Raw genomic sequence first — 24,323 nt, 5'->3', positions numbered from 1 at the left:
TCACCAGCCGAACGAACGGTCGACGGCGTCCAGCACGCGGTCGAGGTCGGGAAGGTATTCCTCCTCGACCCGGGCGGCCGGGTAGGGCGTGTCGTAGCCGGTCACCCGCAGCACCGGTGCCTCCAGCGAGTAGAAGCACTCCTCGGTGATCCGGGCGGCCAGTTCGGCGCCGAGACCCAGGTTGCCGGGCGCCTCGTGCACCACCACGACCCGGCCGGTGCGGCGCACCGAGTCATAGACCGTGGGCATGTCCAGCGGGGACAGCGAGCGCAGGTCGATGACCTCGAGATCGCGGCCGTCCTCGGCCGCTGCCGTCGCCGCGTCCAGCGCGGTTCGGACCATGGGGCCGTACGCGAGCAGCGTCGCGTCCCGGCCGGCGCGGGCCACCCGGGCGGAGTGCAGCGGGTACGCGCCGGAGAGGTCGGCGTCCAGGTCGACCTCGCCCTTCTCCCAGTAGCGCCGCTTCGGCTCGAAGAACACGATCGGGTCGTCCGAACGGATCGACTGCCGGATCATCGTGTAGGCGTCGGCGGGACTCGCGCAGCTCACCACCTTGAGACCGGGGGTGTGCGCGAAGTACGCCTCGGGCGACTCGGAGTGGTGCTCGACCGCGCCGATGCCGCCGCCGAACGGGATCCGGATGACGATCGGCAACTTCACGTTGCCCAGCGACCGGTAGTACATCTTGGCCACCTGGGCCACGATCTGGTCGAACGCCGGGAACACGAAGCCGTCGAACTGGATCTCGCAGACCGGGCGGTACCCGCGGATGGCCAGGCCGATCGCGGTGCCGATGATGCCCGACTCGGCGAGCGGGGTGTCGATGACCCGGTCCTCGCCGAAGTCCTTCTGCAGGCCGTCGGTGATGCGGAAGACGCCGCCGAGCTTGCCGACGTCCTCGCCCATGATGACGACCTTGGAGTCGTCCTCGAGGGAGCGGCGCAGGCCGTGGTTGAGGGCCTTGCCGAGGCTGATGTTCTCGCTCATCAGTGCGCGCTCCCCTCGAACGACGCCTGGTACTGCTCGAACGACGCGCGCTGGGCGTCGACCTCGGGCGAACCGTGCGGGTAGACGTTGTCGAACAGGGTCACCGGCTGCGGGTCGGGCATTTCCAGTACGCGTTCGCGCAGGTGCAGGGCGAGCTTCTTGGCGTCGTCGTCGACCTCGCCGAAGAACGCGTCGTCGGCCAGTTGCTGCTTGGCGAGGAACGCCTTGACCCGGGCGATCGGGTCCTTGGCCTTCCATGACTCGACCTCGCTGGCGATCCGGTAGCGGGTCGGGTCGTCGGAACTGGTGTGCGCGCCCATCCGGTAGGTGTACGCCTCGATCAGAGTCGGGCCCTGGCCGTTGCGGGCCTGGTCGAGCGCGGCACGGGTGACCGCGTAGCTCGCCAGCACGTCGTTGCCGTCGATCCGGACACCCGGGAAGCCGTAGCCGAGCGCCCGCCGGTACAGCGGGATGCGGGTCTGCCGCTCCAGCGGCTCACTGATCGCGTACTGGTTGTTCTGGCAGAAGAACACGATCGGCGCGTTGAAGACGCCGGACCAGACGAACGCCTCGTTCACGTCGCCCTGGCTGGTGGCGCCGTCGCCGAAGTACGCGATCACGGCCTCGCCGTCGGCGTTGCCGGTCTTGCCGTCCATGGTGATGCCCATGGCGTAGCCGGTGGCGTGCAGGGTCTGCGCGCCGATCACGATGGTGTACGTGTTGAACTTGAACTCGTTGGGGTCCCAGCCACCCTGGTCGACGCCCCGGAACAGGCCGAACGGCATGATCGGGTCGATCCCGCGGGTGTAGAGGACGCCGTGCTCGCGGTAGGTGGGGAAGGCCATGTCCTGCGGTCGCATCGCCCGGCCCGAGCCGACCTGGGCCGCCTCCTGGCCCAGCAGGCTGGCCCAGATGCCCAGTTCGCCCTGGCGTTGCAGGGCGGTCGCCTCGGCGTCGAGCCGCCGGACGGTCACCAGGTCCCGGTAAAGATCGCGATACTCGTCGTCGGTGAAGTCGACGGTGTACGTCGTGCCGTCAGCAGTGGTGACGCTGTCGATGCGTTCGCCGTCGGGGGTGAGCAGTTGGACGAAGCCGCCGGCTGGGGCGTCCCCGCCGACTCCGCTTTCGCCGTTCGCCATCCGTGTCTCCCTGTTTCATCTCTGCGCCCGCGGCGGGTGTTGCCCGTCCGCGCGGCGAACCGCTTGGTCGCCGCGCCTGACCTTGGTGAGGTTGCCGCGCGGCAGTTCGGCGCGGGTCGTTACCCCGCCGGGGAGTGACGGCCCCCACCTCCCGGCGGCGGTGCCATCGCCTTCATCCTGACAGAGAACGTGAGCGTCGTTACAGGTCGGGTCGATCACAGTCCCGAAATCTCGCTGCCACATCGGTGCCCTTTTTTGTCCTATTAAGTGGTTTTCGTACGGTCACTACCGTACGAACAGCCCATCTCTGCCGCTGCGGATTCCCAGATCCGTCGTTCACCCCTGTGACCGAGACAGATCAATGTTGATCATTGCTCGCAAGGAGGGGAACCGGCCGTGCCGGACCAGCCAGACGACGATCTCGTGCCGCCGCTCAAGGTCATGCGGAAGCGGCTGGACGGGGTGTACCGGGCCGATTCCGGCTTCTCCGGACCTACGCGCCGGTATGTGCTGATCGTGGCACTTCTGGTCGGTTTGGCGTCGGTGCCCACGTTGGCGGCTATTACGGCGGGCTCAAACGAGTTGGCCGACGGCATGACCGACACGATGGATGTGCCGTTCTTGCCGCCGGCTTCGCCGGGGCCGGTGCAGGGGTCTGGTGGTCCCGCTTCCATTGCGAGCGGAGTTCCCGGCGGCGTCCGGCCCGGGGCGTCGCCGGGCTCGGGGGTGGGTGCGCCTCCGGGTGGGCTGCCTTCGGGTGCCGGTTCTCCGGGGTTGTCTGCGGGGCCAGGTGGGGGTGGCCCTGGTGGGCGGTCGCCCGGTGGTGCTACTCCCGGTCGTGCTTCGCCCGGTGGCGCGCTGCCTGGGGGTGTCGCTCCGGGTGGTTCTGGACCGGGTGGGCCGGGTCCCGGTGGGCCTGGTCCCGGTAGGCCCGGTCCGGGAGGTGCCGTTGCTGGCGGTTCTCGGCCGGACGGTTCTGGGATGGGGCCGGGCGGCATTCCCGGGGCGGCTCCCGGTGGGTCACGGCCGGGCGATGCCGGCCCTGGTAGGTCTGCCCCGGGTGGATCTGGGCCGGGTGGATCTGGGCCGGGTGGTCCGTCGAAGGGCGCCGGCGTCAAGCCGGGCGGAAGTGGTTCGCCGTCCGGTGGGGCGTCGGCGGATGGCGCGTCGCAGCCGGCCAAGCGCACCGGCCGTCTCGTGGGCGAGGCCGGCAAGCGCCGCGACCGCGTCCAGCCGCGCTCATCCCGGCAGGGCGAAAAGAAGGTCACGAAGAAGTTCAAGGCCCGCGCTTCATCCGGAAAGTCCAAAAAGCACAAATCATCCCGTACGACGACACGAGGCTCCGCGGCCGACAACCCGTCGATGGACGCGTTCCCGGCCCTGCCCGGCATGCCCCGGCTCCCCGGCCTGCCGTCGCTGGCCAAGGCACCCGCCCCGGACCATCCCGACCAGCCGCCCGCCTGGACCGCCCGCCCGCACTGCGTCGAGCGGACCAGGGGCGAACGAGCACGGACCGTCCACATCGAGTCGACCGGCCAGGAGCACGAGCGGCGCCGGTTCGAGCAGGTCAAGCGTTCCATCGTCAAGCACCGGTCCGCGGACCGGTCCGAGCACAGCCGGAGAGAAGCCGTGGCCGAACGCCCGCAGAACATTCGAGCCGCCAGGATCCTCGAACTCAGCTATGCCACCGGCGGCCACCACAACCGCCGGCTCATCCCCGAGGCCCGCAGCGACGAGAACCAGATCGCCAACCGCTCCTACCGCGGCAGCCACCGCGCCGGCAGCATGCACCACGCCGACGACCAGACCGCCGAACAGCAGCGCAACTCCCGCGTCGGCCGCCACCACGCCGAGCCCACCGACGACCTGTCCGGCCGCTGGTAGGGCCGTCACCGCCCGAGAAACCCGCCCGAGGAGCCCGCCGGAGGGCAGACGGCGGCGCCGCAGAGGCCGTGCGGACGGGCGCCGGGATGCCGGGCCCGCCGCGGGGCGGTTCTGATCGGCGGAGCGTCAGGGCTCGTCGAGGCGGTGGCGGTTGGCGTCCAGCCAGGCGTCGATCGCGTCGGGGTCGTCGGGGTCGACGCCCTCCGAGATGAGCTGGGCCACCGCGGCCGTTGCGGGGCTGCGGCGTTCGCCGGTCGCGTAGAGGCGGGCGAACTCGGGGATCATCTCCTCGACCAGGGTGTCGGTCTGGTTGATGGCGGCGTCGGGCAGGGCGCGCCTGCGGGTCGCGTACGCCGTCCAGGCGCGGGTCACCCGGGGCAGCATGGCCGCGTCGTCCATGTCGAGCACCGCGCGCCGGTGCACCCAGTCCAGCAGGAACAGGCCGGCCACCGCGGGGCTCCAGCGCAGCGGGTCGCCGTCCGGCAGGCTCGCGGCGTGGTCGAGCAGCAGGCTCACGCAGAAGTGCAGCGAGGCCAGTTCGGCGTCGCCGGTCACCCGGTCGAGGCCGAAGTGGGCTGCCTCGGGACTGGCCACGAAGTCGCGCGCCAGGTCGCTGTGGCTGGGCCGCACCGGTTCGGCCAGCGGCGGCGTGGTGGTGGTCGGCAACAGCGCGAGCCGAGCGGCGGCCAGCGCCCGGTCGGTGGCCAGTGAGCCGTCGGCCGGCAGGGCGCTCAGGCCGTCGGTGACCGCGAGGTGGCGATCGACCTCGCCGCGCAGCCGGCCCGGGTCCTCCTCGCGGAACCAGGTGAGGTCGTCGTCGGCGCACATGTCGCGGACCTGCTGCAGGATGCGCTCGGCCGAGGCGCCGACGAAGACGTCCTTGGTGATGCCGATGTTGTGGTCGACCAGGGCCACCACGGCGTGCTCGGGACCACCGTCGGTGGTGTCGTCGTAGGCGAAGGTGACCAGATAGGACGTCTGGTCTCCGTACACGTCGCCGTAGGCATAGCAACCGGTGGGCCGGACGCGCCCCAACTGGGCCGCCCACGACGGAGCTTGCGATCCCCGCCGCACCTCGGCGGCGCCCGCCGCATCCGGTACCAGCGACGCGAACACCTCGCGGATTGTCGTGGCCGACGCCGTGCGGCGCCGATTGGTCGCGGAGAGGAAGTCGCTCACGAACGTGCGTACCGCGTCGGCCCGGTCGGACACGGCCACCGCGTAGACGCTGCCGAGCAACGCGGTGCCCAGCATCTCGGCGTCCAGGGCGCAGTCGAGCTTCGCCACGTCGCGGGCGGCGTGCAAAACCGCCTCGAACGGACTCTGTGGTGCCGGCATATCGCGAGCGTACCGGCCGCGGGGCTTGCGGGACCTACTCCGAACGAACGGCGGTGAGCGCTTCCCGCGCCTGGGCGTACGCGTTCAGCACCTCGCGGACCGGCGCCACCACGTATTCCCGGGAGACCTCGGTGATGGATTGCCGGAGGCGTTGCTCGGCGCGGTGCCGTGCGCGGCGCGCGCCCAGGTCGACCAACGGCTTGAGCAGCAGCCAGAGCAGTAGTCCGGTGAACAGGCCGCCGAGCAGCATGAGCGTCGGCAGCGGCACCGAGCCGACCTCGGGATAGTTGATCTCCGGCATGCCCAGCGCACGAAGCAGATAGCCGACGACCAGCCAGCCCAGCCCGGCCACCGCGGCCGCGACGAGCAGCCACTGCAGCAGGCCGACGCCGCGCCACCAGAGCGGGGTGCGTCCGCTGCCCAGGTCGGTCTTGGCCACCGCGCGGTCGAGCGCGTCCGGCAGGTCGTTGAGCCGGGCCCGGGAGGCGTTGGTGAGTGCCGGTGCCCAGACCGCGGGCAGCGGGGCCGCCGCCCGGGTCGCGACCGCGCGCACCGACAGGCCGACCGCCGATTTCTGCGCGGCGTCCGGGGCCGGCAACGAGGTGCGCGGCACGATATCGGTGGACACCGCGTCGGTGGCCGGCTTGTCACCGAGGTGCAGCCGGCGCAACGGATCGGGCCGCAGCTTGCGCAGCCCGCGCAGCAGCGGCCAGCCGGTGGCCGCGGCCGCCCGGTGCCGATAGGACCCGGCCGCCGCGTCGGCGACCGCGCCCACCCCGGCCGAGGCGGCCAGCGCGTCGGCCAACTGCCGGACCGTGGCCCGGTCGACCTCGTCCTCGGCGGCCGGCGGGCCGATCATCTCGGTCAGCGGGCCGCTCACCGCTTCCAGGTCGCCGGCCAGGCGGCGCAGCGCGGCCTGCCGGTCGGCCACCGTCTTTTCCAGCGTGTCCCGCAGCTCGGTCAGCATGCCGGGCTGCTTGGCCGAGGTGGCCAGCACCGGCGCGCCGGTCAGGCCGTCCTCGGCGAGCAACCGCTTGAGGTCACCGAGGACCACCTCGGTGTCGTGTGTGGACAGCCGGTCGGCCTGGTTGAGCACCACGATCGTGACGCCGACATGTGTCTGGAACTGCGACAGGTAGGCCTGGTGCAGGATGCGGTCGCCGTACTTCTGCGGGTCGACCACCCAGACCACCTGGTCGACGAGGCCGAGCAGCCGGTCGACCTCGAGCCGGTGGCTGCGTTCGATCGAGTCGAAGTCGGGCAGGTCGAGCAGCACGAGACCGCGCAGGGCCGCCTCGTCCTCGCCGTCGAGCGCGCTCTCCCGGATGAAGCGCTGGCGCGGCAGCACACCAATCCAGTCGAGCAGCCGGTTGGCCGGTTCCAGCGGTCCCCAGACGCAGGCGTGCGCGGCGCCGGTGGTCGGCCGGCGCACCCCGACCGGCGAGAGCCGCAGCCGGGCGAGTGCGTTGAACAGGCTGGACTTGCCGCTGCCGGTGCTGCCGGCCAGCGCCACCACGGTGTGGTCCCGGGACAGCGCGAGCCGGGTGCCGGCCCGCTCCACCAGAGTGTGCGCCGCGACCAGGTCATTGTCCGGCAGGTGCGGGTCGACCAGGCGCAGGAACTTGGCCAGCGCGTCGAGCCGCTCGACCAGCTCCTCGGCGTCGACCCGGCCGCCGCGTACCTTTTCCACCAGGCTCATGTCGCGCTCCCCGTCAACGCGAGCTGCCGCCGGGCGTCCTCGACCCGGGTGGCGGCCTCGCGCAGGGTGGCCGCGGGCGCGGCGTCCAGGGTGGCAGCCGCGGTGCGGTCGGTGAACCGGGCCGCTTCCTGGTCGAGCAGTTCGCCGGTGCGCACCAGCAGGTCTTCCCGGGCGCGGTTGGCCAGCGTCCGGATCGCCTGATCGCCGAAGATCGCCTCGAGCACCTTTTGCGCGGCCACCGTGGTGCCGGCGCCGACCGCGAGCTCCATCCCGGTGGGTATGAACGCGGTCGAGGTGAAGACGGCGATCATTACGGCCAGGCCGGCGCCGTTCACCGCGTACGCGGCACCGCGGGCGACCACCCTTTTCTCGCTGCTCTGCTCGCGGACCAGGCCGAGCACCCACTCCTGCCAGTCACGGACCAGCCGGTCGGCGCGTTCCGGCAGGCCGTCTGAGGCGCGCTGGAGATCGGGCTCGAGCAGCGCGGACCCGGCCGGGTGCGCCTGCCAGGCCGTGTATGCCTGCTCGGCCGCGTCGGTGGCCACCCCGCGCAGCAGCGTGACCAGCTGGGACTCGAGCGCCGCCTGGAGGTTGCGGCCGGGCAGCGGGCGCCCGGTGATCGCCGAGACGATCCGGTCGCGCAGCTGGCCCACCTTGCTCTCCAGGGTGCGCATGAACTCGCCGGTGCCGACGAACTCCTGCCACCGGGCCAGCACCTCGCCGCGCAGCAGCCGGCCGTCCTGGAGGCCGTCGACCACGGTCTCGCGGGCGTTGCGATAGGCGTTGCCGACCCGCTCGTCCAGTCCGCGCGCGGCGATCTCCTGATCGTCGGCGGCGTCGGCGAGGCCCTCCACGGCCGGTCCGAGCGCGGCGAGCGCCCCGTCCAGGGTCTGCCGCACCACGGCCCCCCGGGCGGTGGCGTCGGCGGCCAGTTGCTTGAACCAGTCGTGCAGCGGCCCGATCACGTCTTCGGCGATCAGGCCCTGGCCGTCCAGTGTGGTCTCGGGCAGCACGAACAGCGGCGCCGCACCGAGGTTGCGCGCCTCGAGCATCTCGCGCAGGTGGGCGCTGATGTCGGCGGCGGCGTCCGGCGGGACGCGATCCAGGACCAGCGCGATCACCGTGCCGCGCAGCCGTGCCGTGGTCAGAAGTTCCCAAGGTACGGCGTCCGCGTAGCGCGCCGCGGTGGTCACGAACAGCCAGAGGTCGGCCGCCGCGAGCAACTGGGCCGCGAGGGTCCGGTTGCCCTCCTCGACCGAGTCGATGTCGGGCGCGTCCAGGAAGGCGAGTCCGGCGCCGAGCGCCGGTGCCGAGGCGATCTGAAGCGTACGCGGATCCGGGCTGGACACGGGCGTGCGGACCAGTCCCGGCAGCAGCTGTCCCTGCCGGAACCAGGCCAGGTCGGCCGGGTTGCTGACCAGCACCGGCGAGCGGGTCGTCGGCCGCAGCACGCCGGCCGTGCTGACCGGCGCCCGGACCAGGCTGTTGACCAGCGTGGACTTGCCGGCACCGGTGGAACCGCCGACGACCACCAGCAGCGGCGCGTCGAGCCGGGCGAGGCGGGGCAGCAGGTAGTCGTCCAGCTGGGACACCAGCGACCGGCTGATCCGGCGGGCGTCCTCGGCGGACGGCATGACCAGCGGGTACGAGGCGCCGCCGATGGTCGCACGCAACCCGCTCAGAGCGTCGGCGAGTTGTCCCAGGGCCGCCGGCGGCTCGACCGGGACGTCGCTCTGGGTGACCGGCTCGGCGCTGACGGTGGGTTCGTCGTCGGCGGATGAATTTTCGGTGACGGCCGTGTCCGCTGGGGCTTCAACTAACTCGATCTTGGCGGTCTCGTCACTCTCCGTGACGGATTCCTTGGGTGTATGCGAAGCGTCGTCATCGTGTTCGGGATGTGGCTGACGGGGCACGACGGCTTCCGTAGGATCAGAGTTGTCCCCGGCATCGGCGGGAACCTTGCTCGTCAGGTCCTCTTCGCCCGATGCGGTGGGCTCTTCCGTCGCGGCGGGTACGGCGGAAAGGGCCGACGGACCGACCGCGTCACCGTGCGTCGTCACGGGTAAAGAGTGCCCGATCGATGCATGCAGGACAACCGGTGCCGGTATGCCGTGACCGGACAGGTATGAACCGAACAGACCGTACGAGTGGCGATCGGAACGGACTTGCGTCGCATCGGCTCAACTCCGATTTGACGACGTGCTTCCTCGTGGCATCATTGAGTCGGCTCCACTCAACCTTGTACTGAACCGAGCTCTGCAAGAAGCGAGGAACACCATGGCACGTGCGGTCGGCATCGACCTCGGCACCACGAACTCCTGCGTCAGCGTTCTGGAAGGAGGCGAGCCCACCGTCATCGCCAACGCGGAGGGCTCCCGGACGACCCCGTCCATCGTCGCCTTCGCCCGCAACGGCGAGGTGCTGGTCGGCGAGGTCGCGAAGCGCCAGGCGGTGACGAACCCGGACCGGACCATCCGTTCCGTGAAGCGGGAGATCGGCACCAGCTGGTCGATCGACATCGACAGCAAGAAGTACTCCCCGCAGGAGATCTCGGCGCGGGTCCTGATGAAGCTGAAGCGCGACTCCGAGGCGTACCTCGGCGAGACGGTCACCGACGCGGTGATCACCGTGCCGGCCTACTTCAACGACGCGCAGCGCCAGGCCACCAAGGAAGCCGGCGAGATCGCCGGCCTGAACGTCCTGCGGATCGTCAACGAGCCCACCGCGGCCGCTCTGGCCTACGGCATGGACAAGGGCTCCAAGGAACAGACCGTCCTGGTCTTCGACCTCGGCGGCGGCACCTTCGACGTCTCGCTGCTCGAACTGGGCGACGGCGTCATCGAGGTCAAGTCGACCTCCGGCGACAACCACCTGGGCGGCGACGACTGGGACCAGCGGGTCATCGACCACCTGGTCAAGACGTTCCGCGGCGAGCACGGCATCGACCTGGGCGCCGACAAGATGGCGCTGCAGCGTCTGCGCGAGGCCGCCGAGAAGGCCAAGATCGAGCTGTCCGCGGCGACCACCACCAGCATCAACCTGCCCTACATCACGGCCGGCCCGGCCGGTCCGCTGCACCTGGACATGTCGCTGAGCCGTTCCGAGTTCCAGCGCATGACCCAGGACCTGCTGGACCGCTGCAAGGGCCCGTTCGAGTCCGCGATCAAGGACGCCGACGTCAAGCTCGCCGACATCGACCACGTCATCCTGGTCGGCGGCTCCACCCGGATGCCCGCGGTGGCCGAACTGGTCAAGAGCATGACCGGCAAGGAGCCCAACAAGGGCGTCAACCCGGACGAGGTCGTCGCGGTCGGCGCGGCGCTGCAGGCCGGCGTGCTCAAGGGCGAGGTCAAGGACGTCCTGCTGCTCGATGTCACCCCGCTGTCGCTGGGCATCGAGACCAAGGGCGGCATCATGCACAAGCTGGTGGAGCGCAACACCACCATCCCGGCGCACCGCTCCGAGGTCTACACCACGGCCGACGACAACCAGCCGTCCGTGCTGATCCAGGTCTTCCAGGGCGAGCGCGAGATGGCCGCGTACAACAAGAAGCTCGGCACCTTCGAGCTCAGCGGCATCGCGCCGGCCCCGCGTGGCGTACCGCAGATCGAGGTCTCCTTCGACATCGACGCGAACGGCATCGTGCACGTGTCCGCCAAGGACCTGGGCACGGGCAAGGAGCAGAAGATGACGATCACCGGCGGCTCCGCGCTGCCGAAGGAAGACATCGAGCGCATGATGCGCGACGCCCAGGACCACGCGGACGAGGACAAGAAGCGCCGCGAGGACGCGGAGACCCGCAACCTGGCCGAGCAGCTGCAGTGGCAGACCGAGAAGTTCCTGGCCGAGAGCGGCGACAAGCTGCCCGAGGACAGCAAGAACAAGATCGGCGAGGCACTCGGCGACCTTCGTGGCGCGCTCGGCGGCAGCGACATCGACAAGATCAAGGCTGCCCACGAGCGGCTGTCGCAGGTCTCCCAGGAGGCCGGCTCGCTGCTTTACTCGCAGGGCGACGGCACGCAGGCCACCGCCGGCCCCGACGGCACCCAGGACGGCGCGCCCGGCGGTGCCCCCGGTGGCGCGGCCGGTCCGGCCGGTGCCGGCCCGGCCGGCGGAGGCGCCGACGACGTGGTCGACGCCGAGATCGTGGAGGACGACAAGAAGTGACTGCCGCGGACGACGAGAACGACGGTCAGGCGACCGAGCGGGTCGTCATCCGGGACCGCCGCAAGATCGATCCGAAGGCCGAGGCGAAGGGAACCGCCGCGGTCAAGGAGAAGCCTCCGGTTGGGGCGCACCGTGCGGCCGAACCGGAGGAGGGCGCCGGCGCCGAGGTGGCCGAGACCGCGGTCACGGCTTTCGGCGCCGAGCTGGAGGCGTTGCGGAACGAGCTCGACGAGCGGACCCACGATCTCCAGCGGGTCACCGCCGAGTACGCCAACTACCGCAAGCGGGTCGACCGGGACCGGGAGAAGGCCGCCGAGAACACCATCGGCGTGGTGCTCACCGCGCTGCTGCCGGTGCTCGACGACATCGACCGGGCCCGGGAGCACGGTGACCTGGTCGGGCCGTTCGCCTCAGTGGCGGAGTCGCTCACCGCGGTGACCGGCAAGCTCGGGCTGACGGTCTTCGGTGAGAAGGGCGACCCGTTCGATCCGAACCGCCACGAGGCGGTCGCCCACCAGACGTCGGCCGACGTCACGGAGGCGACCTGCATCGAGGTGATGCGCCGGGGTTACACCCTGGGTGAGCGGCTGCTGCGGCCGGCCATGGTCGCCGTGGCCGACCCAGAGTGATCTCACGAGCTGTCCGTCCCGCCCACCGCGCAGCGGTGGGCGGGACAACCGCATGGAGGAGGTGGACGCGATGAGCTCGAAGGACTGGCTCGAGAAGGACTTCTACGCCGTTCTGGGCGTGACCAAGTCCGCCTCAACCGACGAGATCAAGAAGGCCTATCGGAAGTTGGCCCGTGATCTGCACCCGGACCGGAACCCGGGCAACCGGGAGGCCGAGGAGAAGTTCAAGGCCGCGTCCGAGGCCTACGACGTGCTCTCCGACGACAAAAAGCGCAAAGAGTACGACGAGATGCGGTCGCTGTTCGGGTCCGGGGCGTTCCGCCGCGGCGCCCGCTCCGGCGGCACCCAGTTCGACCCCTCCGACCTGTTCGGCGGTTTCGCCAACGCGGGTGCGGCGGGTGGCGCCGGTGACCGCCGGTTCGGTGGCGCCGGCTTCTCCGACATCTTCAGCTCGATCTTCTCGGGTGGCGGTCCGGGTGGCGGTGCCGCCCGGCGTGGCCCGCGCCGGGGCCGGGACGTGGAGACCGAGGTGACTCTCGACTTCGTCCAGGCGGTACGCGGTACGACGTTGCCGCTGACGCTGCGCTCGGCCGGCGAGTGCGACACCTGCCACGGCAACGGCGCCAAGCCGGGCACCGCGCCGCGGACCTGCCCGCAGTGCCACGGCAGCGGCCTGCTCTCGCGTAACCAGGGCTCGTTCAGCTTTTCCGAGCCGTGCCGCGAGTGCCAGGGCGCCGGGTCGATCGTCGACGAGAAGTGCGCGGAGTGCCGGGGCACCGGCGGGGTCACCAAGACCCGCACCATCAACGTCCGGTTCCCGGCCGGCGTGGCCGACGGGCAGCGCATCCGGCTCAGCGGCCGGGGCGAGCCGGGCGACCGCGGCGGCCCGGCCGGCGACCTGTACGTGCAGGTCATGGTGCGACCGGACGACCTGTTCGGGCGCAGCGGCGACGACCTCACCCTGACCCTGCCGATCAGCATCGCCGAGGCGGTGCTCGGCGCCGATCTGCGGGTGCCGACGCTGGACAGCCCGGTCACCATGCGGGTGCCGGCCGGCACTCCGAGCGGGCGCAAGCTGCGGGCCCGGGGCAAGGGTGTGGCACGCAAGGACGGTCCGCCCGGCGACCTGATCGTCACGGTCGACGTTCAGGTGCCGGACGGCGTTACGGGGGAAGCGCGCGACGCACTGGAGCGTTTCGCGAAACTGACCCCGCCGGCTGGGCGGGAGCGGCTCGAGGCGCGCGTGCGCCGGAGCGGTTGAGACCGTCGGGAGGTGGCGCATGTACGAAGAGATCAACATCACGATCGAGCAGGCCTCCGATGCGAAGGTCCTGATCATCTCGGTCGCGGCACGGTTGGCCGGCATGCATCCGCAGACGTTGCGGCAGTACGACCGGCTCGGGCTGGTGCAGCCCGGCCGGGCCGGTGGCGGCGGCCGACGGTACAGCGAACGGGACGTGGCGCTGCTGCGCGAGGTGCAGCGGCTCAGCCAGGAGGACGGCGTCAACCTGGCCGGCATCAAGCGGATCATCGGGCTCGAGCAGCTGGTCGGCGACCTCCAGCAGCGGCTGCACGAGCTCGAGGCCGAGCTGGAGGCGGCGTACGCCCGAATCGCGCAGTTGGAGAGCCCGTACGCTCGCCGCGACCTGGTGGTGCGCCAGGAGGGTCCGTCCACCGCGCTGGTGGTGTGGCGGCCGCGCCAGGCCCCCGGCAAATAAGGAATCGAACGAAAGGCGGCCGGCAGCGGCCGCCTTTCGTCAGGTCAGCGGCGGAACATCCCGAGACGCCGCGGGTGGCGGACCAGGCCGCCCTCGATCCAGTCGGCGTAGTCGAAGATCTCCGGCCGGCTCATCAGCACCCGGCAGTTGTGCGCCCAGATCGCCATCGGCTCGTCGCCGACCTCCTCGGCGCGTTCCACGTACTTCTTCAGACGCCGTTTGCGCTGGTTGGAGGCGTTTTGCCGGACCCCGTCGGCGGCGTAGATATACATGCAGTGCTGGGCGAAACGGCGCGCCGGACACTGCCTGTCCATGGCCAGCTCGAAGAGGGTCGGCGCCAGGACGTCACCCGAGATGAGCAGGTCCCAGTCGGGCGGCATGGCGTCGAGCGGCACGGACTCCGGGTGATAGGCCCAGGTCTGAAGCTCTTCCGGTCGAGGATCCACCGGGTTGGCGAACCCGTAGAAAGTCGACTCGCGCACTGTCACGTCGCCGCCCGCCAAAAGTCCGAATAACACATAGTTGTCGAGGCGGTACGGTAGCGCGCCGAAAGTTCCTACGGAAGTGCTGCCGGATCACAATCGGATACTGGTCAGTAGCTTTAAGCAGTATTGACAGGTCAGGGGTCTACTCCGGAGCGGGAATCGGCTGCGCGATCGTCATGCGACGACGGACCATTTGCCGGAACCACTGGTAATCGGGCAGGCGGGCGAGCATCGGACCGGACACCACAGTGATCAACACATACGCGGTGGCCAGCGGGGCCAAGCGCGGCTCGATCCCGGAGGCGACCGCGAGGCCCGCGATGACGACCGAGAACTCCCCGCGCGGCATCAGCGCCAGGCCGGTCCGCAGCCGGCCGGGCAGCGCGATGCCGGCCCGGCGGGCGGCCAGATAGCCGGTGAGGACCTTGGTCGACATGGTCAGCACCGCGAGGCCGAGCGCCGGCAGCAGCACCGGCGGCATGTCGGCCGGGTTGGTGGACAGGCCGAAGAACACGAAGAACACCGCGGCGAACAGGTCGCGCAGCGGCGACAGCATCTCGGTGGCGTGGTGCGCGACCGGCCCGGACAGCGCGATGCCGACCAGGAACGCGCCGACCGCGGCGGACACCTTGAGCTCGGCCGCGACCCCGGCCACGAACAGGGTCAGGCCGAATACGCTGAGCAGCAGCGCCTCGGCGTCCTTGACCGAGATGAACCGGCTGATCGTGCTGCCGTACCGGATCGCCACCACGAGCACCGCGATCACGGTGATCACCGCGACCGCCAGCGCCTTGCCGCCGCCGGCCAGACCCATCCCGGCCAGCACCGCGGTGACCAGCGGCAGATAGAAGGCCATCGCGAGGTCCTCGATGACCAGCACCGAGAGGATCACCGGGGTCTCGCGGTTACCGAGCCGGCCCAGGTCGCCGAGCACCTTGGCGATCACGCCGGACGACGAGACCCAGGTGATGCCGGCCAGCACCAGCGCGGCCTCCCAGCCCCAGCCGAGCAGGAAGGCGAATGCGGCGCCGGGCAGCGCGTTGAACACCGCGTCGAGCAGGCCGGCGGGCGCGGCCGCCCGCAGGTTGGAGACCAGTTCCGAGGCCGAGTATTCGAGGCCGAGCATGACCAGCAGCAGGATGACGCCGATCTCGGCGCCGACCTCGATGAACTCCTGGCTGGCCGAGAGCGGGATCAACCCGCCATGGCCGAAGGCGAGCCCGGCGAGGAGGTAGAGCGGAATCGGGGAGAGGCCGACTCGCCGGCCGAGGCGGCCCAGCATGCCGAGCGCGAACAGCAGCGCGCCGACCTCGATCAGGAGGATCGTCGTACTGTGCACCTTTTCGCCCTTTTCTGGGGTTTATAGCCGCGGGCCAACTCAGTCGTCGATGTCGCCGGCCAGGATGGCGGTCACGCCGTCCAGGCCATCGCGGGTGCCGACGGCGACGACCACGTCGTTCGCCTCGAAGGCGAAGGACGGGCCGGGAGAGGCGATGACCTCGCGGTCGCGCAGGACGGCCACGATGGACGCGCTGGTGCGGGTGCGGGCGCGGGTGTCGCCCAGGCGCCGGCCCACGAACGGCGAGCCGGCCGGCAGCGCGATCTGCTCGGTGAGCAGTCCGGCCGCCTGCTGTCGCAGGCCGGCGAGTTGGCCCAGCATCAGCGAGGCGCCGAGCACGTCGGCGAGGGCCTCGGCCTCGTCGTCGGTCAGCGGGATCGACGCCAGACATGAGTCGGGGTCGTCCACGTCGTACAACACCAGGTCACGGCGACCGTTGCGGTGAGAGACCACACCGAGGGTCCGGCCGGACGAGGTGATCAGGTCATGCCGGACGCCAATTCCCGGCAGCGGAGTCTGTTCCACCCGTACACGCACGCCGCCAACCGTACTGGACATCGGCTGTCATATCATTCCGAAATGGTGGATACGCCGGTCATATACCAAAGATCCGGATCGCGTCCGCGGCTCCGGCACACCGGTCCGATCGATCCGGCCCGGCGGCTCACCGTGCTCGGCGTGCACGGCAGCGGCGCAGTGGCCGGCACCTTCGTCTCCGATGTGGCCGGTTACCAGGCGGTTGTCGACCGCGCCGGCGCCGCCGTGACGCCGGACTGGTTCGGCGACAACGTGCGGGGTTCGCTCTGCGCGTATCTCTGGGACAACGAGTCCGGGACTGTGCTGGTGCTGCCCGACCCACTGGCCGGCGGCCTGGTGTACGTGCACGAGAGCGGTGACCTGACCGCGGTCTCCTCGGGACTGGCCGAACTGGTCGGCACGCTGGCCCGGCTGGGCCGCAAACCGGCCAAGTCGCTCGGCTTCCTGGCCGAGGTGGTCGCCACCACCAACGGCGGCTGGGCACATCCGGCCAGCTATCAGGGCGTCGACGTGCTGGCCCCGTTCGAATACCTGGAGATCGGCGCGACCGGGGTGCGGCGGTGCACTTACCGGGCGGCGGCGCGACTGCTGGACGGCTCGGTCCCGTACCGGGAACGGCTGGCCGCCGCGGCCGCCGAGATCCGTTCCAACGTCGCGGCGCTGGCCACGGCCGGCCGCGACCCGAAGGTGCTGCATCTCACGGCCGGCTTCGACTCGCGCCTGATGCTGGCGGCGATCCTCGAGGGCGGCTTCGCCGACCGGGTGCACTTCACCTGCACGGGCCGCAGCGACACGGCCGACAAGCGGGTCTCCGCGGCGCTGGCCGCCGAGTTCGGGCTGACCATGACCGAGGGACAGGGCGCACCGCTGGCCGAGCACCCGCGCACGCTGACCGACCAGGTGCTGTGGCAGATGCGGGCCGCGTACGGGATGGCCACGGTCGGCCCGCACCGCGGGTACCGGCCGGGCGGCTCGGTGATCGGCGCCGGCGGGTACGGCGAGATTGCGCGTTCGTTCTACAGCCATCGGCTGCGGCACCTGGACCAGCACGACGTGCCCGCGGTGGTCGGCACGCTGTGGGGCGGCGACGTGCTCTCCCTCGGCCCGCGCGGGCTGCTCGCGCCGGCGCTGGTCGAGCGGGTGCACGCCGGGCTGGCCGAGCGGCTGGCGGCGGCCGGGCGGCTCGGGGTGCGGGCCGACGCGCGCTGGGACCACCTCTATCTGACCGGGCGCAACCGGTACTTCGTCGGCGAGATCTCCCGGCAGTGGACGCCGGTGGCGGCCCGCTTCGACCCGCTCTACTCGCTGAACGCCGCGGCCCTGGCGCTGAGCCTGCCGGTCGACGAGCGGTCCGCAAACCTGGTCGGGTTCGACCTGATGAACCAGTTCTGCCCGGCGCTCGCCGAACTGCCCTTCGGCGAGGACCGGTACACCGACACCTACCGGCGGCTGCGCGGCGAGCCCCGGCGGCGCCCGTTCACCGCGGACCGGCCGCCGGCCCGGGTGGTGCCGACCTTCCCGGTGCCGCCGCAGCCACGCGACCGGGAGACCTTCCCGGAGCCCACCGCGGCCGACCGGGACCTGGCCGAGCGCCTGCGGATCGTCCCGGCCCAGGCGGCCGGCATCGGGCCGATGCGCGCCGAGGTGCGCCGGCTGGCCGCCGAGATCGGCCCGGACCGGCTGGACACGATCGTGAACCGGCCGGTGTTCGACCGCTTCCTGCGCGCCGAGGTGACGAATCGAGGTCGCTTCCGGGCGCTCAGCGGGCTGCGTACCGCTCTGCTCTGGTACACCGACCCGGACGGGATCACGAACCGGCCGCGCTGGCTGCCCTCCCGGCAACCCGGAACTCCGGTGCCGCGGTAGTCCGGTCGCGGACGCCGGCGACGAGCAGGGCCAGTCCGAGCAGGCAAAGAACAAGACCGATGCCGTACGCGAAGCGGAAGCCGAAGTGCTGGGCCAGTCCGAACATCGGCGCGGACAGGATCTGCGACACCGGGAACGTGTTGCTGACCAGCGTGGTGGCCCGGCCCGGAGAGCCCGGGAGCAGGTCCTGCACGTACGTGATGCTCAGCGCGCCCACGGTCGCGATCACCGCGGCCTGCAGCACCTGGGCCACGGCCAGCATCCAGACCGCGGTCGCGGCCCAGGCCACCCCCTGGTAGGCGACCGCGCACACCGCCCCGGCCAGGATGAGCCGGCGCAGCGGCACCCGGGCCCCGAGCGCGCCGAAGCCGAGCATCAGCGGGATCTCCAGCGCCGCGCACAGGCCCAGCACCAGGCCGGCGGACCGGATCGTGCCGTCCAGGTCGGCGCTCACGTACAGCGGCATGGCCTGGACGTTGAGGGTGGCGGCGGTCTGCACCGCGGTGATGCCGGCGATGACCAGCCAGAGCGTGGTGCGGGCGGCGGCCGGCTCGGCCGCCTCGACCTCGACCGAACCCGCCGCGGGCACCGGCAGCCGGGGCAGGCCGACCAGGACGACCACGGCCGCGATCGCGTACATCGCCGCGGCGAGGGCATAGGTATAGCCGAAGCCGCCGGCCGCCAGCACCAGGGCGGCCAGCGGCGGACCGCCCACCCAGGCGACCGAGAAGATGGTGCGCAGCGTGCTGATGCCGAACGCCGCCCGGCCCGGATCGGTCCGCTGCAGTACCTGCCGGGCGTACGCGAAGGTCTGTGGAAAGAGTGACCCGGCAAACGCCGTCACCGTCGCGGTGAGCGCAAGCAGCACCCAGTAGTCCCGGACCACGGCGGTGAGCGCGCTGCCGACCACGCCGGCCAGCGCGGCCAGGATCAGCAACTGCCGGCGGATCGGGCGGCGATCGGAGAGCCGGCCCACCAGCGAGGCGATCACCACGCCGCAGATCGGCGCGACGATCAGGAAGGCGGTCGTCTGCAGCGGGCCGGCGCCGACCGAGTCGGTGAGGAAGAGCGCGAAATACGGGCCGACGAACGACGTGGCCAGGCCCACCACGACGAAGATGAGGGCGAGAGCGAGCAGCCGTCGATGCGCGGAGGGAACGGCCACGTTCAGTCACGTTACGGCGAGCCGGGCTCGACCACGGGGCTCCGGTGGCCACCGTCACGTAGTTCGCGGATCCGCGTTGTCGACGTGGCACTGGGCTCGTAGAGTTGAGTGCGCCACGCTCAAGTCTGCGGTGATTCCGATCAGGGGAGCACATGAACGCCGAACGTCTGACCACCAAGAGCCGCGACGTCATCACCGGAGCGGTTGCCGACGCCGGCCGGCGCGGGCACGCCACGGTCGAACCCTGGCACCTGCTGCTGTCGCTGCTCGACACCGGTGGGTCCACGGCGCCGGCCCTGCTGCGCGCGGTCGGCGCCAACCCGGCCGACGTCCGCCGCGCCGCGGTCCGGGCGATCGAGCAGTTGCCGTCCGCCCGCGGTGCCAGCACCGCCGAGCCGAGCCTGTCCCGCGAGTTCGTGAACGCCATCGGCGAGGCCGAACTGATCGCACAGCCGCTCGGCGACGAATATGTCTCCACCGAGCACCTGCTGGCCGGCCTGGCCCGGGGCGACGGCGCGGTGGGCCGCGCGCTCAAGGGCGCCGGCGCCGCCGAGGAGGCCCTGGTGGCCGCGTTCCCGCAGGTGCGCGGCGGTGAGCGCCGGGTGACCAGCGCCGAGGGCGAGCAGACCTACCAGGCCCTGGAGAAATACAGCGTCGACCTGACCGCGCTGGCCCGGGACGGCAAGATCGACCCGGTCATCGGCCGGGACACCGAGATCCGCCGGGTCATCCAGGTGCTCTCCCGGCGCACCAAGAACAACCCGGTCCTGATCGGCGAGCCGGGCGTCGGCAAGACCGCGATCGTCGAGGGACTGGCCCAGCGGATCGTGGCCGGCGATGTGCCCGAGACCCTGCGCGACAAAAAGCTGGTGTCGCTCGACCTCGGCGCCATGGTGGCCGGCGCGCAGTACCGCGGCCAGTTCGAGGAGCGGCTCAAGAGCGTGCTCGAGGAGATCCGCGGCTCGAACGGCCAGGTCGTCACCTTCCTGGACGAGCTGCACACGGTGGTCGGCGCCGGCAAGGGCGAGGGCTCGATGGACGCCGGCAACATGCTCAAGCCGATGCTCGCGCGTGGCGAACTGCGGATGGTCGGCGCCACGACGCTGGACGAGTATCGCGAGCACATCGAGAAGGACCCCGCGCTCGAGCGGCGCTTCCAGCCGGTGGTGGTCGGCGAGCCCACGGTCGAGGACACCATCGGCATCCTGCGCGGGCTCAAGGGCCGCTACGAGGCCCACCACCGGGTGCAGATCACCGACGCCGCGCTGGTCGCCGCGGCCAGCCTGTCCGACCGCTACATCAGCGACCGGTTCCTGCCGGACAAGGCCATCGACCTGATCGACGAGGCCGCGTCCCGGCTGCGCATGGAGATCGACTCCCGCCCGGTGGAGCTCGACCAGCTCCAGCGCCAGGTGGACCGGATGCGGGTGGAGAAGCTGGCCCTCGCCAAGGAGACCGATCCGGCCTCGATGGCCCGGCTGGAGCGGCTGGAACGCGACCTCGCCGACCGCGAGGAGGAGCTCACCGCCCTGAACGCCCGGTGGGAGCGGGAGCGCGGCGGCCTCAACCGGGTCGGCGAGCTCAAGAAGCGGCTCGACGAGGCGCGGGCCGAGCTGGAGCGGGCGCAGCGCGACGCCGAGTGGGAGCGCGCCTCCCGCCTGCAATACCAGGAGATCCCGGCGCTGGAGCACGAGCTGGGCAGTGCGGCCGCCGCCGAGGACCAGAAGTCCGAGCCGCCGATGGTCAAGGAGGAGGTCGGCGCCGACGACATCGCCGAGGTGATCTCGTCGTGGACCGGCATCCCGGCCGGCCGGATGATGGAGGGCGAGACCGCCAAGCTGCTGCGGATGGAGGAGTCGCTGGCGGCCAAGGTGATCGGCCAGCCCGAGGCGGTGGCCGCGGTGGCCAGCGCGGTGCGCCGGGCGCGGGCCGGCATCGCCGACCCCGACCGGCCCACCGGCAGCTTCCTGTTCCTCGGCCCCACCGGCGTCGGCAAGACCGAGCTGGCCAAGGCGCTCGCCGGGTTCCTGTTCGACGACGAGCGGGCGATGGTGCGGATCGACATGAGCGAGTACGGCGAGAAGCACTCGGTCGCCCGGCTCGTCGGGGCTCCGCCCGGCTACGTCGGCTACGAGGAGGGTGGGCAGCTCACCGAGGCGGTGCGGCGCCGGCCGTACAGCGTGGTGCTGCTCGACGAGGTGGAAAAGGCCCACCCGGACGTGTTCGACGTGCTGCTCCAGGTGCTCGACGACGGACGGCTGACCGACGGCCAGGGGCGTACGGTCGACTTCCGCAACGCCATCCTGGTGCTGACCTCGAACCTCGGCTCGCAGGCGGCCGACTTCACGATGGGCGACGAGGAGCGGCGGGACGAGGTGCTGGCCGTGGTCCGGGCGCACTTCAAGCCCGAGTTCCTCAACCGGCTCGACGACATCGTGGTGTTCCACGCGCTCACCAAGTACGACCTCTCCGCGATCGTCGACATCCAGCTGAGCCGGCTCCGCAACCGGCTGGCCGAGCGGCGACTGCGGCTCGAGGTCGCCCCGGGCGCGGTGGAGTGGCTCGGCGAACACGGGTACGACCCGATCTACGGTGCCCGGCCGCTGCGCCGGCTCGTGCAGTCGACGATCGGGGACGCGCTGGCCCGGGCGCTGCTGGCCGGGCAGATCCGGGACGGCGACACGGTGGTGGCCGACTTGAGCGACGGCAAGGACGGCCTCATGGTCTACCGAGGCTGACGCCGGCAACGGAAACGGCCCCGGATCTCTCCCGGGGCCGTTCGCTGTCTAGCCGGCGGTTGCTCGCTGCCGGTAGGCCTGAGTCATCAGGATGTCGGTGACGAGGTGCTCGCCCTCGGCCGACCAAATCCGGATGCCGTCGCGGTGCAGCTCATATCGGACGTCTTTGAATCTGGTGCGGGTGTCGTCGTGGTGGACGACGGTCAGGGTGTCGGCGTGCGGCATGGGACTCACCGGTCCTTACAAGGTCTGGGGCAGCCGCGGTGTGGTCACGCGGCCGGCCTAATGGGATGGGTGCCCGGATGCGGCGGTCTGCCTCGGCCCCGGCGACATTGGTGCGGGGCGGGCGACTCGCGCGGGCGGATGGAGCCGCTGGCGGTCTCTGCTGCCTGATCGGCGCCACGGATGGAAGTGTAGGGGTCGGAATCGAGCCGTGTCGCCCCCTGAACGAGCGACCTTTTTCCGGATATATCGTCCATCGTCGCCCGATGTTGCCACAGCGGGACGGCGGGTGCAGCACGGTCGCGAATGTGGCGCCCGACCGATACCGTGAGTGGATCTAGATTGGGGGAATTGTGACCGCTCCGAGTTATCCGTCCTCCGGCTACCCGGCACCAGGTCCGCGGTCGCGGCCGAGTGTCGTGACGGTGGCGGTAAACCTGCTGTACGTGGTCGCCGCGCTTCAGGTGATCAACGCGCTCCTGGGCTTCGCCACGATCGGTGCGGTGACCGAGGCGCTAGAGGAGGCCTACGCGGACACCTCGCTCGGCGAGAGCGCCAGCAGCATCGCGGTGATCGGCTTCGTCGGGGGCGCCATCATCAACCTGCTGCTCGCGGCCGGCTTCGCGGTGCTGGGCATCTTCGACGGGCGCGGCAAGAACCCCGCTCGCATCGTGACCTGGGTGGTCGGCGGCATCTCGCTGTGCTGCGTGGGCGCCGGACTGGGCGGCAACGCACTCTCCAGCACGATGAACTCCGGCAGCACCGAGGGCGGTCCGACCTCGGCCGAGGTGCAGGAGCGCCTCGACGCCGCGATGCCGTCCTGGTACACCCCGGTCACCACGGTCACGTCGGTGCTGGTCCTGCTGGCCATCCTCGCTGTGATCATCCTGCTGGCGCTGCCGGCGGCCAACGACTTCTTCCGCAAGGCCCCCGCGCAGGCGTTCGACGCGGCGGCGCCGTACCCGTACCCGCAGGGTCCGGGCTATCCGCAGCCGGGTCAGCCCGGTCAGCCGGGATACCCGCCGTACCCCGGGCAGCAGCCGAGCCCGTTCGGGCAGCAGGGCCAGCCCGGCCAGCCGGCACCCGGCCTGTCGCCGTACCCGACCTACCCCGGTCAGTCGTCACCCGCGGCCCCGCCGCCGCCCCCGCCGCCGGCCAGTGACCCGTTCGCGCCGCCGCCGCCGGGCGACCAGCCGCCCAAGCCGCCGTCCGATCCTTCCTGATCGCCTGGCCTGAACGTCCGGGGTTGCCGGGTTCCGGCCCGGCAACCCCATTCCCGACGGGTTCCTCCGCGTTCTTGAGCGCGCCCGGGTAGGTTCGGCGCAACGGATCACCGTGGGGAGTCATCGATGTCGTACCCAGCCCTGCCCCCGCTCGCGCCCGCGCCCGTCGCCACCCCGGCACCCGCCGGCCGGCCGCCGGTCGTGTCGTTCGCGGCCGTCCTGCTCTGGGCGATGGCCGCGGTCGGTCTGATCTACGCGATCGCGACGCTGGCCGTCGTGCCCGGCACGGTGGACCGCTTCCGGTCGACCTCGGGCACCGCGTTCCGGCGCTTCTCCGACGTCAACAACGACCCGGAGTCCTTCATCGCGGTGGTCTGGCTGGGCGCCGCGGTGGCCCTGGCGGTCGCGGTGATCCTCTTCGCGCTCTACGTCGTGCTGGGCATAGCGCTGCGCCGAGGCAGCAACGCCGCCCGCATCGCCACGCTGGTGGTCTGCGCGGCCGGCGCCCTGGCCGGCATCGGCACGATCGCCACGGTCGCGGTCGAACGCTCCGGCAACGCCCTGCCCGGCTCCCTCGGCCAGCTGCTGACCACGGCCTATCCGAGCGGTTGGATCGGCGTCAACATCACCCTGGCGATCCTTCAGGTGCTGGCGTACGCCCTGGTGGGCGTCCTGGTGCTGGCGGCGCCGAGGGCTTTCTTCCGCCGTGGGGGTACGGCCGAGGCGGTCCCGGCGATGGCGGGGGCGCCGCAGTACGGGCTGCCGTACCCGAGCGGCTACCCGGCGAGCGCGGGATATCCGGGGGCGCCGGGCTACGCGCCCGCCTCGGCGCCGCCTGCGCCGGGCTACCTGCCGGCTTCGGCGCCGCCTGCGCCGGGCTACATGCCGGCTTCCGCGCCGCCTGCGCCGGGCGGGTACGGTCCTGCCTCCTCCCCGCCGGCGGGTTTCTATGGTCCGCCGCCTGCGGCGGGCTACGGCCCTGGGGCAGCGGCGCCGGGTGCTTACGGTCCGCCTGCGCCGGGTGGCTATGGCCCTGCCTCCGCGCCGGGGCACGGTCCGGCCGCGCCCGGTAGCTACGGTCCGGCCTCCGCGCCAGGTGGCTACGGTCCGCCTGCGCCGGGTGGCTATGGTCCGGCCTCCGCGCCGAGTGGGTACGGTCCCGATCCGATGCCGGGGGGTTACGGCCC

Annotated in this window: 19 protein-coding genes; 9 read left to right on the top strand and 10 right to left on the bottom strand. The window is 71.5% G+C overall.

The window, feature by feature from the left end; translation table 11 throughout:
- Window positions 1–987: an alpha-ketoacid dehydrogenase subunit beta gene (locus tag Ari01nite_RS18975; protein ID WP_438872195.1), complete on the bottom strand. Its 987-nt coding sequence runs from the start codon at window positions 985–987 to the stop codon at window positions 1–3.
- Window positions 987–2,126, bottom strand: coding sequence for a pyruvate dehydrogenase (acetyl-transferring) E1 component subunit alpha (pdhA, locus tag Ari01nite_RS18970; protein WP_203782598.1), 1,140 nt, complete (start codon window positions 2,124–2,126; stop codon window positions 987–989). Before pdhA ends, Ari01nite_RS18975 begins: the two co-directional genes overlap by 1 nt.
- 1,362 nt (window positions 2,127–3,488) lie before the next feature.
- On the opposite strand from pdhA, the gene Ari01nite_RS18965 reads away from it, so the two are divergent.
- Window positions 3,489–4,010, top strand: a complete 522-nt coding sequence (locus tag Ari01nite_RS18965) for a hypothetical protein (RefSeq protein WP_203782597.1) — start codon at window positions 3,489–3,491, stop codon at window positions 4,008–4,010.
- Between the two features lie 126 nt (window positions 4,011–4,136).
- Here Ari01nite_RS18965 and Ari01nite_RS18960 read toward each other — a convergent pair whose 3' ends face one another.
- From Ari01nite_RS18960 to Ari01nite_RS18950, 3 genes are read right to left on the bottom strand one after another with little or no spacing between them, the layout of a single operon-like run.
- The gene (locus Ari01nite_RS18960) at window positions 4,137–5,348 is read right to left on the bottom strand and encodes a hypothetical protein (protein ID WP_203782596.1); all 1,212 of its coding nucleotides are present in this window, start codon (window positions 5,346–5,348) and stop codon (window positions 4,137–4,139) included.
- A gap of 34 nt (window positions 5,349–5,382) precedes the next feature.
- Window positions 5,383–7,047: a GTPase gene (locus tag Ari01nite_RS18955; RefSeq protein ID WP_203782595.1), complete on the bottom strand. Its 1,665-nt coding sequence runs from the start codon at window positions 7,045–7,047 to the stop codon at window positions 5,383–5,385.
- A complete protein-coding gene (locus Ari01nite_RS18950) occupies window positions 7,044–8,681 on the bottom strand; it encodes a GTPase domain-containing protein (RefSeq protein ID WP_438872196.1) in 1,638 nt (545 codons plus the stop codon). The genes Ari01nite_RS18955 and Ari01nite_RS18950 overlap by 4 nt, the downstream gene beginning before the upstream one ends.
- 643 nt (window positions 8,682–9,324) lie before the next feature.
- Between Ari01nite_RS18950 and dnaK the strand changes: the two genes are divergently transcribed.
- From dnaK to Ari01nite_RS18930, 4 genes are all read left to right on the top strand, one after another.
- Window positions 9,325–11,214 (top strand): molecular chaperone DnaK, encoded by a 1,890-nt coding sequence (gene dnaK, locus Ari01nite_RS18945; RefSeq protein WP_203782594.1) that lies wholly within the window; start codon window positions 9,325–9,327, stop codon window positions 11,212–11,214.
- Window positions 11,211–11,843 carry a nucleotide exchange factor GrpE gene (gene grpE / locus Ari01nite_RS18940; RefSeq protein ID WP_203782593.1) on the top strand — a complete coding sequence of 211 codons (633 nt, stop codon included), beginning with the start codon at window positions 11,211–11,213 and terminating at the stop codon, window positions 11,841–11,843. The genes dnaK and grpE overlap by 4 nt, the downstream gene beginning before the upstream one ends.
- Window positions 11,844–11,913: 70 nt before the next feature.
- Window positions 11,914–13,104 (top strand): molecular chaperone DnaJ, encoded by a 1,191-nt coding sequence (gene dnaJ, locus Ari01nite_RS18935; protein ID WP_203782592.1) that lies wholly within the window; start codon window positions 11,914–11,916, stop codon window positions 13,102–13,104.
- Window positions 13,105–13,123: 19 nt separating this feature from the next.
- On the top strand, window positions 13,124–13,561 hold the full coding sequence (locus tag Ari01nite_RS18930) for a heat shock protein transcriptional repressor HspR (protein WP_203782591.1): 438 nt from the start codon (window positions 13,124–13,126) through the stop codon (window positions 13,559–13,561).
- A 44-nt stretch (window positions 13,562–13,605) separates the two neighbouring features.
- Here Ari01nite_RS18930 and Ari01nite_RS18925 read toward each other — a convergent pair whose 3' ends face one another.
- The 3 genes from Ari01nite_RS18925 to Ari01nite_RS18915 form a co-directional block, all read right to left on the bottom strand.
- On the bottom strand, window positions 13,606–14,049 hold the full coding sequence (locus Ari01nite_RS18925) for a hypothetical protein (protein ID WP_203782590.1): 444 nt from the start codon (window positions 14,047–14,049) through the stop codon (window positions 13,606–13,608).
- Between the two features lie 139 nt (window positions 14,050–14,188).
- Entirely contained in the window at window positions 14,189–15,385 is a 1,197-nt protein-coding gene (locus Ari01nite_RS18920) for a cation:proton antiporter (protein ID WP_203782589.1), read from the bottom strand.
- 39 nt (window positions 15,386–15,424) lie between these two features.
- The gene (locus Ari01nite_RS18915; protein ID WP_203782588.1) at window positions 15,425–15,922 is read right to left on the bottom strand and encodes a cation:proton antiporter regulatory subunit; all 498 of its coding nucleotides are present in this window, start codon (window positions 15,920–15,922) and stop codon (window positions 15,425–15,427) included.
- Between the two features lie 42 nt (window positions 15,923–15,964).
- Between Ari01nite_RS18915 and Ari01nite_RS18910 the strand changes: the two genes are divergently transcribed.
- A complete protein-coding gene (locus tag Ari01nite_RS18910; protein WP_203782587.1) occupies window positions 15,965–17,788 on the top strand; it encodes a hypothetical protein in 1,824 nt (607 codons plus the stop codon).
- Here Ari01nite_RS18910 and Ari01nite_RS18905 read toward each other — a convergent pair.
- Window positions 17,730–18,953 (bottom strand): sugar efflux transporter, encoded by a 1,224-nt coding sequence (locus tag Ari01nite_RS18905; protein ID WP_203782586.1) that lies wholly within the window; start codon window positions 18,951–18,953, stop codon window positions 17,730–17,732. The genes Ari01nite_RS18910 and Ari01nite_RS18905 overlap by 59 nt on opposite strands.
- Before the next feature lie 152 nt (window positions 18,954–19,105).
- On the opposite strand from Ari01nite_RS18905, the gene clpB reads away from it, so the two are divergent.
- Complete coding sequence (gene clpB, locus Ari01nite_RS18900; protein WP_203782585.1) at window positions 19,106–21,691, top strand: ATP-dependent chaperone ClpB; 2,586 nt, start codon at window positions 19,106–19,108, stop codon at window positions 21,689–21,691.
- Between the two features lie 48 nt (window positions 21,692–21,739).
- Here clpB and Ari01nite_RS18895 read toward each other — a convergent pair whose 3' ends face one another.
- Window positions 21,740–21,916 carry a hypothetical protein gene (locus Ari01nite_RS18895; protein ID WP_203782584.1) on the bottom strand — a complete coding sequence of 59 codons (177 nt, stop codon included), beginning with the start codon at window positions 21,914–21,916 and terminating at the stop codon, window positions 21,740–21,742.
- A 422-nt stretch (window positions 21,917–22,338) separates the two neighbouring features.
- On the opposite strand from Ari01nite_RS18895, the gene Ari01nite_RS18890 reads away from it, so the two are divergent.
- Together Ari01nite_RS18890 and Ari01nite_RS18885 are read left to right on the top strand one after the other, a co-directional pair.
- Window positions 22,339–23,136, top strand: a complete 798-nt coding sequence (locus Ari01nite_RS18890; protein ID WP_203782583.1) for a hypothetical protein — start codon at window positions 22,339–22,341, stop codon at window positions 23,134–23,136.
- A gap of 126 nt (window positions 23,137–23,262) precedes the next feature.
- Window positions 23,263–24,323, top strand: a 1,061-nt coding sequence (locus Ari01nite_RS18885; RefSeq protein ID WP_203782582.1) for a hypothetical protein, incomplete at its 3' end; no start/stop codon positions are given.

Source organism: Paractinoplanes rishiriensis (assembly GCF_016862375.1).
In the GTDB taxonomy this organism is placed as follows: Bacteria; Actinomycetota; Actinomycetes; order Mycobacteriales; family Micromonosporaceae; genus Actinoplanes; species Actinoplanes rishiriensis.
Note: the sequence above shows the minus strand (reverse complement) of the source record. Positions and strands in the feature narration are given on the sequence as shown.

What these genes read in the sequence shown, in the direction of transcription:
- Ari01nite_RS18975 (WP_438872195.1), bottom strand. Translation starts at nt 987, where the DNA reads ATGAGCGAGAACATCAGCCTCGGCAAGGCCCTCAACCACGGCCTGCGC.
- pdhA (WP_203782598.1), bottom strand. Translation starts at nt 2,126, where the DNA reads ATGGCGAACGGCGAAAGCGGAGTCGGCGGGGACGCCCCAGCCGGCGGC.
- Ari01nite_RS18965 (WP_203782597.1), top strand. Translation starts at nt 3,489, where the DNA reads ATGGACGCGTTCCCGGCCCTGCCCGGCATGCCCCGGCTCCCCGGCCTG.
- Ari01nite_RS18960 (WP_203782596.1), bottom strand. Translation starts at nt 5,348, where the DNA reads ATGCCGGCACCACAGAGTCCGTTCGAGGCGGTTTTGCACGCCGCCCGC.
- Ari01nite_RS18955 (WP_203782595.1), bottom strand. Translation starts at nt 7,047, where the DNA reads ATGAGCCTGGTGGAAAAGGTACGCGGCGGCCGGGTCGACGCCGAGGAG.
- Ari01nite_RS18950 (WP_438872196.1), bottom strand. Translation starts at nt 8,681, where the DNA reads ATGCCGTCCGCCGAGGACGCCCGCCGGATCAGCCGGTCGCTGGTGTCC.
- dnaK (WP_203782594.1), top strand. Translation starts at nt 9,325, where the DNA reads ATGGCACGTGCGGTCGGCATCGACCTCGGCACCACGAACTCCTGCGTC.
- dnaJ (WP_203782592.1), top strand. Translation starts at nt 11,914, where the DNA reads ATGAGCTCGAAGGACTGGCTCGAGAAGGACTTCTACGCCGTTCTGGGC.
- Ari01nite_RS18930 (WP_203782591.1), top strand. Translation starts at nt 13,124, where the DNA reads ATGTACGAAGAGATCAACATCACGATCGAGCAGGCCTCCGATGCGAAG.
- Ari01nite_RS18910 (WP_203782587.1), top strand. Translation starts at nt 15,965, where the DNA reads ATGGTGGATACGCCGGTCATATACCAAAGATCCGGATCGCGTCCGCGG.
- clpB (WP_203782585.1), top strand. Translation starts at nt 19,106, where the DNA reads ATGAACGCCGAACGTCTGACCACCAAGAGCCGCGACGTCATCACCGGA.
- Ari01nite_RS18895 (WP_203782584.1), bottom strand. Translation starts at nt 21,916, where the DNA reads ATGCCGCACGCCGACACCCTGACCGTCGTCCACCACGACGACACCCGC.